This is a genomic window from Paenibacillus sp. P3E (genome assembly GCF_001909045.1).
In the GTDB taxonomy this organism is placed as follows: Bacteria; Bacillota; Bacilli; order Paenibacillales; family Paenibacillaceae; genus Paenibacillus_AQ; species Paenibacillus_AQ helianthi.
The window spans coordinates 31,872-44,881 of sequence record NZ_LVWH01000059.1; the positions used below are offsets into that span (position 1 = coordinate 31,872).

14 protein-coding genes are annotated in these 13,010 nt (G+C 46.5%); 6 read left to right on the plus strand and 8 right to left on the minus strand.

The annotated features are described in order from the left end of the window. Positions 1-15: 15 nt before the first annotated feature. From A3842_RS07145 to A3842_RS07160, 4 genes are read right to left on the minus strand one after another with little or no spacing between them, the layout of a single operon-like run. A complete protein-coding gene (locus A3842_RS07145; RefSeq protein ID WP_074083596.1) occupies positions 16-762 on the minus strand; it encodes an amino acid ABC transporter ATP-binding protein in 747 nt (248 codons plus the stop codon). A 19-nt stretch (positions 763-781) separates the two neighbouring features. Continuing rightward, positions 782-1,426 carry an amino acid ABC transporter permease gene (locus tag A3842_RS07150; protein ID WP_074083597.1) on the minus strand — a complete coding sequence of 215 codons (645 nt, stop codon included), beginning with the start codon at positions 1,424-1,426 and terminating at the stop codon, positions 782-784. Between the two features lie 42 nt (positions 1,427-1,468). Continuing rightward, positions 1,469-2,290 (minus strand): substrate-binding periplasmic protein, encoded by an 822-nt coding sequence (locus tag A3842_RS07155; RefSeq protein ID WP_074083598.1) that lies wholly within the window; start codon positions 2,288-2,290, stop codon positions 1,469-1,471. A 20-nt stretch (positions 2,291-2,310) separates the two neighbouring features. Beyond that, positions 2,311-2,895 carry a TetR/AcrR family transcriptional regulator gene (locus A3842_RS07160; protein ID WP_074083676.1) on the minus strand — a complete coding sequence of 195 codons (585 nt, stop codon included), beginning with the start codon at positions 2,893-2,895 and terminating at the stop codon, positions 2,311-2,313. Between the two features lie 262 nt (positions 2,896-3,157). Between A3842_RS07160 and A3842_RS07165 the strand changes: the two genes are divergently transcribed. Genes A3842_RS07165 through A3842_RS07185 form a run of 5 tightly spaced genes read left to right on the plus strand, consistent with a single transcriptional unit; the run spans position 3,158 to position 7,385 of the window. After that, the gene (locus A3842_RS07165) at positions 3,158-3,823 is read left to right on the plus strand and encodes a Crp/Fnr family transcriptional regulator (protein WP_074083599.1); all 666 of its coding nucleotides are present in this window, start codon (positions 3,158-3,160) and stop codon (positions 3,821-3,823) included. A gap of 29 nt (positions 3,824-3,852) precedes the next feature. Further along, positions 3,853-4,641, plus strand: a complete 789-nt coding sequence (locus A3842_RS07170) for an ABC transporter ATP-binding protein (RefSeq protein WP_074083600.1) — start codon at positions 3,853-3,855, stop codon at positions 4,639-4,641. Continuing rightward, on the plus strand, positions 4,625-5,389 hold the full coding sequence (locus tag A3842_RS07175) for an ABC transporter permease (RefSeq protein WP_256701561.1): 765 nt from the start codon (positions 4,625-4,627) through the stop codon (positions 5,387-5,389). Before A3842_RS07170 ends, A3842_RS07175 begins: the two co-directional genes overlap by 17 nt. Before the next feature lie 37 nt (positions 5,390-5,426). Beyond that, positions 5,427-6,452, plus strand: a complete 1,026-nt coding sequence (locus A3842_RS07180; RefSeq protein ID WP_074083601.1) for an ABC transporter substrate-binding protein — start codon at positions 5,427-5,429, stop codon at positions 6,450-6,452. Between the two features lie 15 nt (positions 6,453-6,467). Beyond that, positions 6,468-7,385: an MBL fold metallo-hydrolase gene (locus tag A3842_RS07185; protein WP_143186188.1), complete on the plus strand. Its 918-nt coding sequence runs from the start codon at positions 6,468-6,470 to the stop codon at positions 7,383-7,385. Positions 7,386-7,526: 141 nt separating this feature from the next. Here A3842_RS07185 and A3842_RS07190 read toward each other — a convergent pair whose 3' ends face one another. Continuing rightward, positions 7,527-9,116 (minus strand): ABC transporter substrate-binding protein, encoded by a 1,590-nt coding sequence (locus tag A3842_RS07190; RefSeq protein WP_305953379.1) that lies wholly within the window; start codon positions 9,114-9,116, stop codon positions 7,527-7,529. A gap of 197 nt (positions 9,117-9,313) precedes the next feature. Here A3842_RS07190 and A3842_RS07195 point away from each other — a divergent pair, with 197 nt between their 5' ends. Then, positions 9,314-9,736 carry a PilZ domain-containing protein gene (locus A3842_RS07195; RefSeq protein WP_256701562.1) on the plus strand — a complete coding sequence of 141 codons (423 nt, stop codon included), beginning with the start codon at positions 9,314-9,316 and terminating at the stop codon, positions 9,734-9,736. 438 nt (positions 9,737-10,174) lie between these two features. Here A3842_RS07195 and A3842_RS07200 read toward each other — a convergent pair whose 3' ends face one another. The 3 genes from A3842_RS07200 to A3842_RS32885 form a co-directional block, all read right to left on the minus strand. Then, the gene (locus A3842_RS07200; protein ID WP_256701564.1) at positions 10,175-10,816 is read right to left on the minus strand and encodes a hypothetical protein; all 642 of its coding nucleotides are present in this window, start codon (positions 10,814-10,816) and stop codon (positions 10,175-10,177) included. 94 nt (positions 10,817-10,910) lie between these two features. Beyond that, on the minus strand, positions 10,911-11,645 hold the full coding sequence (locus A3842_RS07205) for a helix-turn-helix transcriptional regulator (protein WP_074100907.1): 735 nt from the start codon (positions 11,643-11,645) through the stop codon (positions 10,911-10,913). 379 nt (positions 11,646-12,024) lie between these two features. Next, a complete protein-coding gene (locus A3842_RS32885; protein WP_083609508.1) occupies positions 12,025-12,804 on the minus strand; it encodes a hypothetical protein in 780 nt (259 codons plus the stop codon). Between the last annotated feature and the right edge of the window lie 206 nt (positions 12,805-13,010).

A 13,010-nucleotide genomic window follows, 5' to 3' on the forward strand; every position in this document is an offset into this window, starting at 1 on the left:
TCTTTACCTTCTTCCTTAAACTTCGTTGATTTGACGCAAGAATCTGCGTGTCCGTTCCTCTCGGGGATCTTCAAAAAACCGCTGCGGAGCCGCTTCTTCGATAATATTACCATCTGCCATAAAAATGATTTTGGTCGCCACTTCACGGGCAAACTTCATCTCATGTGACACGACCAGCATCGTCATGCCCTCCTGAGCCAGCTCACGCATCACACTGAGCACCTCACCGACAAGCTCGGGATCAAGCGCAGAAGTGGGTTCATCGAATAACATTACTGCGGGTTCCATAGCCAGAGAACGGGCAATCGCCACTCTTTGTTGCTGCCCGCCGGAGAGCCGGGAAGGATAATATTCTTCACGATCTGCCAGTCCAACGCGGTCCAGAAGCTTCCGGCCTATAGCTACAGCCTGTTCCTTCGGCAGCTTCTTCACGGTGATCAGACCTTCAATCACATTGCCGAGCGCTGTTTTGTGTGGATATAGATTGAATTGCTGGAACACCATCCCGCTCTGCTTACGGATATTCCGGGTAGCCTGCTGACGCAAACGCCTGGAGGCAGTAGCATCTACTACAATCCCATTCACCTCAAAACTGCCGCCTGAGATGTCCTCCAGACCATTTAAGCAGCGAAGCAATGTGCTTTTGCCTGAACCGCTCGGTCCCAGGACAACGACAATATCCTGTGCTGCCACCTGTATATTAATGCCCTTCAGCACTTCATGATCCTGAAAATGCTTCGATAAGCCTGTAGTCGTTATCATGTTAACGTCATCTCCATGTTCAATAAGCTTTGGCCAATCTGCGTTCGAACCGCTCCAGGATGAAGGCCAGCCCAGTACTCATAATCCAATACATCACACCGATCCCCAGATAAAAAGGCATATATTGATAATACTGGGCAATGAGGAGCTGTGCTTGACGCAGAAGTTCGCTGACCGTGATTACTGAAACGAGTGAGGTCTCCTTCAGCATACCAATGAACGTATTTCCCATAGGTGGAATAGCAATACGCATGGCCTGCGGCAGCACAATTCTGCGCATCGCCTGCCATGGCGTCATTCCGGTTGAATAAGCAGCCTCCAATTGTCCCTTCGGAACCGACAGAATGGCTCCACGGAACGTCTCAGACAAGTAAGCCCCAGCATTTACACTGAGCGCAATATAGGCTGCTGTCAGGGAACCAAGCGTAATCCCATAATCTACAAGCCCATAATATATGATAACAATCTGTACTAGGAGTGGTGTCCCGCGGATGACCGATACATAGAAACGGGCAATCCACCGAATCGGCGGATTCCCTTTGAGACGGGCGATTGCCACCACGAGGCCGATGATCAGACCGAAGAACATAGAGACAATCGTCAACAGTAAAGTGTAACCGGCGCCCTTCAGCAAGAAGGGCAGATTGTCGAATACGAGTTGCATAGATACTACCCCCTTCCCGCCATAGGGCGCACGCTCCAACATTTATTTTGCAGGTGTCTCATTGAACCATTTCTGAAAAAGAGTGTCGTAAGTGCCATCTGCCTTCATATCGGCCAAGGCTTTATTCATGGCATCACGAAGCTCTGCATTATCCTTGCGGAGAGCTACACCCGCCATATCGGATTTGATCGGTTCGCCCACCGCTTTAATCTGAAAGCCATTCTCATCTACAACCGGCTTCAAGGCATACAGATTATTAATGGTCGCATCAATCCGTCCTGCATCCAGATCCTTCAGTGAGGTAATGACATCATCATACGTCTTGATCTTGAAATCACCTACTTTTGGCAGCACTTCGGTACGAAGATAGGTTTCATCGTTCGTTCCGAGCCCCACCCCAATCGTCTTCCCTTTGAAGTCTTCCAGCTTCGTGATATCTGTATTTTTGGTATTGACGATGATTTTGACATTGTTGGTGATGTAAGAATCCGTGAAATCAATTTGCTTCTTACGTTCATCAGTTATCGTAACCTGGCTAATCACGATATCGAATTTCTTCGCTTGCAGACTTGGGATCAGCCCGGAGAAATCCTGAGTTGTGAATTCTGCTGTTACTCCAAGACGTTTGGCAATTTCCTTGGCGATATCAGGGTCAAAGCCGTCTACTTCTTTCTTATCATTCAAAAAGGTATACGGCGGATAGGTTCCCATTGTACCGACCTTGATCACGCCCGCTTTTTTAATTTGTTCCAGTTCATTCGCCGCTGTAGTTCCCGAATCTGATTTCCCGCCGCAAGCGCTTAGAACCAGACCGAACACAGCCAGCGCTGTTATTGTAACCATAGCAAATTTACGTTTTATCATTATTGTTTCTCTCCCTTTATCTATAGTTTTCCCAACAATCCGTAAAATTCGAAATTGGCCAATTCACTCGCTAATTGCTGTGCAGAGGCCTCTGCAACCTTAGAATGAATGTCTTCGGAGCCAAATAACCAACGTGAGAGCAACCCGTCACACATACTCATTAACAGAGCAGCGCGAAGCTCAACCTCTATACCCTCAGGCAGCATTTGCAGCTCTATCGCTCTTTCTATATTGCGGCGAAAAGCTTGCTCCATTGCATTCCGGGTAGCCGAAATACGCTTCCTTATCGTTTGGTCGGCTCCATTTCCCATCAGGAGGATCTCCATAAGATGGCGGTTCTCTGCGGCGAAATTGAACAACCGGTGGAACAGTGCTTCTGAAGCTTCTACCATGTCCGTTATATCTCCCGGATCTTGACGATAACCTTGGGCAATCACTTGCAGTAGCTGTTCCTTGCCCGTTTCGATAATCTCCAGCGCAATGGCTTCCTTGCTCTTAAAGTGCCAGTAAAAGGTTCCTTGCGCTACACCCGCTTCCTGAACGATGTCCGATATTTTCGTCTGATGATATCCCAGCCTGGCAAACTTCTCCAGAGCGATCTGCATCAGCTGAGTTCTGCGATCTATGTTTCCGTTGTTGTCATCTATGGGCAATCCATCTTCCTCCCCCCGATTGATTCGTCAGTCAGTTGTCTTTTTTTAAATCCTATAGGATAACTGTGTTATTGTCAATAGATTCTTGATATTTCTTCCTATTGTCAGCTACACGACATTTTTTACTAATGGATTGTGCTAATATACATATATCGCATAAGATTACTGTGTTTTATTATCCTACAAAACTCAGCTGATAAGAGGTGACCTATCCATGGATTCAATCGGCAATCCCGGGGATTTATTAGAGAAGCAGCAGATTAAGGAGGTCCTTCTTCGTGTCTTTCAAGAATACGGAACCCCAAAATCCTATAAGAAAAACGAATTCATTTTTTTAGAGAATGATCCCGCCAATGCGGTCTTTTATGTAGACACAGGCTTAGTGAAAATTTCACAGTCCTCCCAGGAAGGTCAAGGCATTACCCTCTTTCTTCGTTATGCCGGTGAGATCTTCGGGAATGCGGAGCTGCTGGCGAACCTTCAACGCAAACGATATGCCAAGTGCCTGGTAGACTGTCAGATGATCACGTTAGACGGGCAGATTTTTCTGGATTTAGCCAAAAGCAACGCTGAGTTTGCATACTCCTTAGCGGTTATCGGCGCCCATCGGCTATTGCAGACCCAAAACATGGTTGAGACGCTAATCAGCCGGCCTGTGGCATGGAGATTGGCTTGGTTAATATTCCAGATGGGCACTCAGAAAGATGAGCAGATCCATCTGCAACTGCAGCTAAGTCATGAAGAGATTTCTTATGTAATTGGCTGCAGCAGACAGACGGTTACCGAGACCTTGAATAAGTGGCGTGAGAAAGCACTTATAGACTACAACCATAAGAAAATTATCATTTATCATCCAAACCGCTTTTTCACAGATATTTAAAGAAGCGCTTGGGTCAGGAAGGTGTGCACATGATCGATATCAACAATGTCAGCAAAACGTTCATGCAGCGAAAAGGAGAACCCTACACGGTACTAGATCAGGTATCCTTCCACGTTGAACGCGGGCAATTTGTGTCCTTGCTGGGTCCCTCCGGCTGCGGAAAATCCACCTTATTAAATCTGATCGCCGGGTTTGAAACTTCGTATGAAGGTTCAATTACCGTCAACGGGCAGAGCATTACGTCTCCTGGCCCCGACCGCGTTGTCGTCTTTCAAGAGCATGGACTATTTCCCTGGTTAACCGTACTCGACAATGTTGCCTTTGGATTAAAGCAGCGGGGCTTATCCAAAAAAGCCCGTTATGAGCTGGCCTATGAGCAGATTAAAGCCGTGCATTTAAGTAAGTTCGTGGAACGTTATCCTCATGAGCTCTCCGGCGGGATGAAGCAACGGGTTGCCATCGCCAGAGCGCTGGTCATGGACCCGGAGATTTTATTAATGGATGAGCCCTTTGCCGCCTTAGATGAGCAGACCCGCTATATTTTGCAAAAGGATTTGGAGGAGATCTGGCAGAAAACGCGGAAAACCATCTTGTTCATCACTCACAATATTCGTGAGGCTATCCTTCTGTCTGAACGTGTGCTAGTCATGTCTACACAGCCGGGCCGGATTAGGCAGGAGTTCTCCGTTCAGGCCGCCCGCCCTCATGCGCTGGAGGATCCCTTGATTCATTCTCTCGAAACTAAAATTCTGGCAGTTCTGACAGATGAACTGGATAAGATCGTCCAAGGGGAGATCGATCATGAATACAGCATTTAGAAGAATAATATTTCTGATTATCCTAGTGATTGCGTGGGAGCTGGGTTATCGGATTTTTCAATGGGGCTGGAAATTCCCCTCTCCCTTACAGACCTATCAAGCCTTTTACGATGGATTTACGAAGGGGAATTTGCTGGAGGCCACCCTTTCCAGTCTTCGCCGCTTATTGATTTCGTTTGTGCTTGCGATTGGAATCGGTACACTGCTGGGATTCTTGTTCGCCCGTTTTCGTTATTTCGATGAAACCTTTGGGTTCCTGGTTGTTGCGCTGCAGACCGTTCCCAGTATCGCCTGGCTGCCGTTTGCCATCATCTGGTTCGGACTTAACGATACCTCCGTCATTTTCATCACCACCATTGGTGCCACCTGGACCATGTCTATTGCCAGTCGAACCGGCATTATGAATATTTCCACCATCCACTTACGGGCGGCACGGATGATGGGTACGGGCAGCGGGTTTCGGATGTTTTTTCAAGTGATGCTTCCCGCAGCATTTCCTCATCTCATCACCGGAGTTCGTGTAGCTTGGGCATTTGCCTGGCGCGCACTTACCGCTGGTGAGCTTATTGCGAGAGGACTGGGGCTAGGCCAGACGCTACAGGACAGCCGCAGTATAGGCGATACCGCAACGATCCTGTGTGTTGTCATTATCATCGCCGTGATCGGCACCCTGTCGGATCATTTGTGCTTCAAAAGACTGGAGGATCGCATTATGCTCCGCTACGGCTTAGATTCAGCCAAAAGATAAGTTGAAATCATCCACTCCAAGGTAAAGGGGAATCCTCATGAGAAAATTAACGATCGTCCTGATAGTAGTATTCACTCTGGTTCTTTCAGCTTGCGGAAATAATGGCGGGAACGCTTCAACAACAGATAATCTGACGGTTCATATTGGGCTTTTGAAAAATGTGACCCATGCCCCGGGATTTATCGCCTTGAAGAACGGCTATTTTCAGGATGCCTTCGGGGCCAATGTTAAGATTGAAGTCACGGCCTTTGACAACGGCTCCGACTTCTCCACCGCCATCGCAACCCACCAGATTGATCTGGGCTTTGTGGGTCCAGGTCCTGCAATCAACCAATTTCTGAAGAGTGAGAACTTTCGGATCATTTCCGGTTCGAATAATGGGGGTGCGGTCTTTATTGCCCGCAAAGATGCCGGCATCCATTCCGTGAAGGACTTAGTGGGCAAAACAGTAGCTATTCCCACCAAAGGCAGCACTAATGAAATCTCGTTGCGTTTACTGTTAGGGCAGGAAGGCTTGAAGGTATCGACGGATACCTCCGGCGTACAGATTATCACCCGTGCTCCGGCAGACACATTGGTCGCCATGCGGCAAAAAGAAGTCGATGCTACCTTAATTCCAGAACCTTGGGGAATACAACTGGTAGAAGAAGGCACTGGCGAGGTCTTGGTCGATTGGGACAAAATCCCGCCCAATAACGGCAACTATCCATTAACCCTGCTAGTGGCCAGCGACAAATTTCTTCAAAAGCATCGTGATCTGGCCAAACAAGCGATAAAGGCCAATCTGGACGGAATTGACTTTATCAAATCACATCCTGAAGAGGCCTATAAATTAATCAGCGCAGAACTCAAGGAGCTCAGCGGTAAAGGCATGGATGTTAAATTAATTAAAGGGGCCATAGAGCATTTGAATCTAACGGATGAGGTCAATCTGGAGGTCATCGAGAGCATGGCTAAGGTGTCTTTTGACGCCGGGTATATCAAGAATATTACAGAGGATAAGCTCGACTTAAGCAAGTTTATCGATTTATCGTTATTAGATGAAGTGAAAAAGGACAGATAAGGAGGTATAACCTACATGCAAATACAAGATCAGACCAGACAATTACCAGGCTTTCATGAAAACTTAAAAGTTATTTTACTCGGCACAGGCACGCCACGGGCTTTTCAGGGCCGGGCCAAAGCAGGTGTTGTCGTTCTTGCCGGAAATCATACCTTCTTGGTGGATTGCGGTGGTGCCACTATAGATCAGCTACTAAAAGCGGGTGTCATGCCTCAGCGGATATCAGACATTTTCTTCACCCACCATCACAGTGATCATAACTCGGGATTCTTCGATGTATTCATCTCCAGCTGGCGTACCCATGTCAATGCCCATCAGGTATTTCCTGGACGCTCCACGCCAATGAATGTTTATGGACCTGCCACCACTCAAGAGATTATCGGCAAAATGCGTTCGGCCTTTGATTTTGATGTCAATTTGCGAATTCACTATAACCTCTCCGCTGACGAAGGAGCTAATATTCATTATTTTGAAAGTAACGAGGGCGTTATTTATGAGCAGAATGGCATTAAGATTACTGCCTTTGAAGTCGATCATAGACCCGTCTATCCGGCGATCGCCTATAAGTTTGAATATAACGGGAAGGCGGTGGTCATTTCCGGTGACACCATTCCCGTTGAGAACATGGTTAAATATAGCCGGGGAGTGGATCTACTAATCCATGAATCCTATAACAAGAAATGGCTGGATGCCTTGATTGAGAAATTCCCGGATCAAGCAGCCTCCCTGTCCAACCCTGCCAAATATCACTCCACTACACACGAAGTAGCTGAAATGGCCCGACAGGCTGGGGTTAAACACCTCGTGCTTACCCATCACATCCCCGCGCCGGCAGAAACGGCAGAAGCTGAAGCTGAATATAGTATAGGCATGCAGGAGATCTATAAAGGTCCCATCACCATGGGCCGTGATTTAATGGAGTTCGAATTGTGATTTAACATTTAATCTGTGGTCATGTTACAGCCTGCTGTAAGGAGAAGGGATATATATAACAAAGAGCCCGCTGACTATGCGGGCTCTTTCGGCTTTTAGTATTAGAATAGGCGGGAATGAATTACTTCGTCCCTGAAAAAATCATTTTCCCGATTTGGCCAAAAATTCATCGATCTGACGCTGTACTTCCGCAATTATTTTGTCAATTCCGGCAGCCTTTACCTGCTTTTGAAGAGTGGCCAGCCCCTTGTCTACATCCTTCACTGTTCCATACTCCAGCGGAATACCGTATTGGAGCATCACATTGCCGACATTAGCGACTTCTGTTTTTACATTGCTGTTATTAAACGCAAAGGTTTCCAGAGGATAGTGATAAACCTCCCCTTCCCACTTGTCGGTTAACGCGTTAGCTTCTTCCGGGAAGGAAGCGTTGTCCCGGTTGAGCGGCGAGTTAAAGCCCCAGTTGGAAAAACCGGTATAGTTAGCGTTCTTTTCAGCGTTCGTGTACTTGTCATCTCCGACCGGATTATAATGAACGGATGGGATACCGTTCATGATCAGATCATGCAGTTCCTTGTCGTTCTGCAGCAAATCGACCATCATCAGTGCCCGTTCGGGATTCTTGGAAGTCGCGTGAATGGCGATCCCGTTCTGTGTAGAGACAGCTACCGATTTTTTCTTGTCCGGCGTAATGTCTGCCAGCGCCAATTCATAAGGCGACTTCTTTTCCCGCATATCGGTCATCAAGGCGCCAAGCGTACCCAGATTGTGTGTAATTGACGCCGCCTTGCCAGCCCGGAACTCCTGTTGGTGATCCAGCTTGCTGTTCAATGCACTCTTCGACCAGGCGTTATTATCGGCCAGATCTTTATAATAGTAGATCAGGTCCTTAAATTCTGGCGTTTCGTATACATTGAACACTTTACCAGTAGGATCGTCGAGCTTGAAGCCAATCGGCAGATCAAAGTCAAGCATGTTCCATTCGTTCTGCTGCTTCAGGAGCACCCGGTCCAGATTATGAAGCTTCCAGTCTCCGGTCTCCGGTACAAACGGAGTGACTCCCTTCTCTTTCTCAGCGATGGTCTTGAGGTAGTTAGCATAGGCTTCCGGGCTGTTAATCTCCGGCAGGTTGTATTTCTTGCGAAGGTCCTCCCGGTATAGAATCAGCTTCTCGACTGTTTCCCCGCGGTTCTGGGGCACCATGTAGAGCTTACCGTTCACCTTCGCCTGACCCCAGCTTACCTCCGGCATCGCTTTCCAAGTCATGGGAGTGTACTTCTGCAGCATCTCGTCGGTCAGTTCCAGGAAACCGCCTTTGAGCGCCTGATCGTTGTAGCCTGCCCAGTTCGCAGCGTAAATGAGGTCAAAATCCTCGTTGGCCGCAAGCTTAAGCGGATATTTCTGCGCCCAGTCTGACCAGTCCAAGAACTCGCCTTCTACGGTAGCGTTGATTTTCTCCTTCAGCTTCTTGTTAATCTCCCCGAATACCGTATCGTAGTCGACCGGCTTAGGCCCCACAAAGATCATTTTCAGTGCGACAGGCTGGGAGGTATCCACTGTGCTGGAATCTCCGGCAGCTTTCGTATTGTCTCCCGCCGCCTGAGTTGCGGCTGCTGAAGCCTGCGGATCCGCCACGTTCCCTCCGCCGTTACCATTATTATTCCCACACGCACTTAGCAGCGACAACATTATCACTCCGGACAGCAGTGTCATTCCTCTTTTTTTATTCAATAGATGATGCCCCCCATCAGTATTTGTAATCGTTTACATACACAGTATAAAGAAAAGTTTCTCTCCATAGAATGCAGGCCGTCAACGATTATACATACTTTTGCAACGACTTCTCGTCTAAAGGCTGAAAACCAACACCACTATTACGAATTCTACTGGGGTGAACAAGCTCCCAGCTCTTCACTAATCCTGCTACTATGTCGATAAATTTAGAATACACATGGAAAAGTATGGAGGAGTATATGAACAGTAACCGCAGAACTGAACCCTTTCGCTACACTCTAAAAGAACCTGCTACATTAGATCTGCATATTCTTACCATTAACGGAATCCCAGTTCCCCCCAAACCCGTAAGTGCCGTACTGTATGACATTAGCCGTTCGGGATGCCGGTTGTCGATTCCTTTGAATGTCAATCCGGACGCCAATCTGGTACGGGTAGGCATGGAGATGGCCCTCTCCTCTGAATCTATGTACATAGAAGGAACATTGAAATGGTATAAGGAGGAATCCGACACCTTTCACTACGGTATTCAATTGGACATCCCTGAAGCTGACAAGGATCGCCTTCCAAAAATGCTGCGCACACTGGCCGGTGAAGGTAAAATATTGGTCCGTTGAGAGATACAAAAAAGGGGCTGACCCAAAAGCCATTTCATGGCTTGGGTCAGCCCTCTGTTTTTTTAGTAGGATTAACGTGAGCACTTGGGTGCACGCTCCGCGAACGAAACGTTGTTCCAATCGCTGTGCTCTCCAGATTTTTTTCATTCTCCTTAGCGGTGAAAATCCGGAGACCAAGGCGACCGCTACCGCTTTTCCACAATCATTTCGTTCTCTCCGCTGTTTAAGCGGATAAAGTTTCTAAAATCTTTTTAGAACTACTAGAGGAAACCGCTCTTCGTAGCTTGGGCAGGGCTTAGCCCAGGCAATAACGAAAGCGATTGGAACAACGGTCCGTTCGCGGAGCGTCCACCCAAGTAGCTTACGTATCTCCTACGTATAAAAAGGGCTGACCCAAGCAGCCATTTCATGGCTTTTGGGTCAGCTTCTTTTTGATCCTTATTTAAACGATACAGATTCCAAAATCTTATCCGTTTCAGCTTTTGACTTCTCGTCTACGTAGGAAAGAATGAGGTTAAATGCATACCCGTCAATAATGGTGCTGTAATATTCTTGCGTGACTACTGCAGCTCCATTATTAATGGAAGCCTTCATCAGGTCCATATCTTTTCCCCCGACTTTAACGGTCTTGATGTCTTCAAACTCATACGGAAGTTTGCTGTCCGTCATCAATTTTTTTGAAGATTCCAGATAGTCCTTCCCAGTCTTAATACCTTGGAGCATGCTTACCTTCTCGGCAACTGCGATAGCGGAAGGCCCGCTTTTACCTGAATCTAATGGAAATTCCGAAGCCATCAGCAGGTTCAGCGTTTTGGTCTTTGCCAGATCCAGCATTTTATTCTTGGCTTCATTACCACCGGCAACAACTTGCTGACCGGCTTCCATAAGCTTCATCATCTGGTCTGCGTTCTGGAAGACCCACTCTTTGGGAAAGTTAAGGGACAATCCGAAATAGTCATTTGTGTATGTACCACTTTCAGTCACACCTAAGCTAACTTCCTTGTCTTTTCCTCCGCATGCTGTAACCATCATCAGCATTAACACCATCACCATTGATAATAATCCAACTTTTTTCTTCATAATACCCTCCTGATGTTTCTCTCTTTTTTTGTACACCAGAAAAGTTTAACATGTAATGTTATCTTTACCACCTATATAAAACTATAGGCCATGGCTAAAACAATAACATCCTTGTCGCGACAGAAACAGCCTCCGAGCTGGATTGAACCCCCAACTTATCAAAAATAATTTTCTTATGATGATTCACTGTACATTCTTTTATCTTTAATTTTGAGGCAATTGCTTTACCGGTTAGTCCTTGAGAAATGAGCTTGAGTACTTTTAGTTGACGTTCACTCAGTTGTGCCGGAAGCTGCCCAGCGGCCTGGCTTGCAAGCTGGACCTGGTAACTGATCAGCATATCTGCCGGAATCAGCTTGGCAATCGCAATCAGTTCGCTTTTCATAGCCGCATTAATCGTTGAGACATCCAGATAACCAATAATTTCATGACCGACCACTAGAGGGACCGAAAAGCAATGCCAATTATTAAAAAAAGGACTTTCATGATCCTCAGGCGGTAAATACACGGGACAGCCCTGCGCAATGGCCTCTGAAATCGCATTGACCCCGCAGCATTTTTCAGTAAAAAACATTCCTATATGGATAGGAGATTTACTTACTGCACTCTCCAGATTACGACTGTAATCCATCGCGAGCAGAACTCCCTCCTTATCCGTAAGCAGAAATAAATAGGGTCCGTTAAGATGATCCTTAATATTGAATATGCAGTGCTGAAAAACTTCAATTAATAGTTGATCGGAGGTATCTTTTCGGGTAAGTTGCTGCGTATTCGATAACAAGTAGTCTTCTTTTTCAAGCTGGCCAGATGTATCGATGGTTGTAATCATTCCAACATTTCTCCTTCCACATAAGACCATCCAGATTCTGGAGGATCCTTTATCCTTATCGGAATAAATGAAGGGAATATTGAATTTCACAAAATAAAGCTCTTTACTTCTGAATCTTTGAATATACGACTTTTGGCACATTAAGCTTAAATAAAAGAGCTATCTCATCTATAAATGGGATTCCCACCCTATATGCTGGGTCAATAAATACATACAAATAGTGCTTGAAATCTCCAATAATTCGATAGCTGTTACTTTTATACTATTTTTATGGTACTCCGTTCAAGAACGCATGATTCCATAGCTTAATTAGATCGTTCAGTTTCATCATAGCTCTCCGTTATTTATTATTACTCAAAGTATCATATCCCGCTTAGGTTCATAGCAGCACTACGGAATTCACGGCTCCCCGCGCACATTGTACCAGGGTTTCGTATAACCGGGCCGATATCGTATTGAACTCCTGCTCCCGGTCATGCTGATAGGCAGAATATGGAGGACTGTCATTCCAGGAACCCATGCCACCGAATACCCAGGCTTTGTAGACTGCATTCAGCAGCGTTCGTGCCTGGTCCTTATAAATATCCGGTAAGTGAAAAGACAGCTGCGCAGCTATACCTGTTCCGTTCAGAACACTCTTAGCAGGCTCAAAGAAATGGTCACTCCAGAAACTCTCTTCTATTGTATAGGCCAGATCTCCAATCTGCCTTAGCGCCACGTCCAGCTTCTCTGACAAAACAGATAATGGAAGGAATTCGCGATCACCTTTCTGTCCATCGTAAAGCTTTTGTTCAGTATAGGTAACTTTCCACTTTGTCCGCGAGCCATACTGATCCATGTGCCAATCAGCCTTCCACAAGGATTCACCTGTTGTTCCTAGGGAGGTCACTCCATTGGGCATCCCATTACTCTGAAGAATACCAGTGCTCCAGGAAGTTGCCGAAGGCATACCGTTTAACATAAGCCGCCGGCAGCCATTATTCTTCAGCTCTGCAAGCCACTCGGGCCAGCTCCAAACCTTCCCTCCTCCCTCCTCTATGAATCGCACTTCTATGTATTCCGTATGCTCTAATTCAGTATTAGAGGCATCCGCACCACTAATCAAATTCCCATTTCCCAGCGCTGTGATTAATAACATCTGATGTAACTCACCATTCATATATACTTCCCCCTTCCTCACGTTATCTCCATCCTCTCATTTCCATGCTCCATTCATCAACCATTAGTTTCAGCCGGAGATATCGGGAATTCAAACAGTACTCCTGAAGATATGTTCTTCGTGGATACGGTTATAGAAGGGCAAAAAAACAACGCGTACCGTCTGATGCCGGTACGCGCTGTATATGCTGGTTATTTTACTAATCC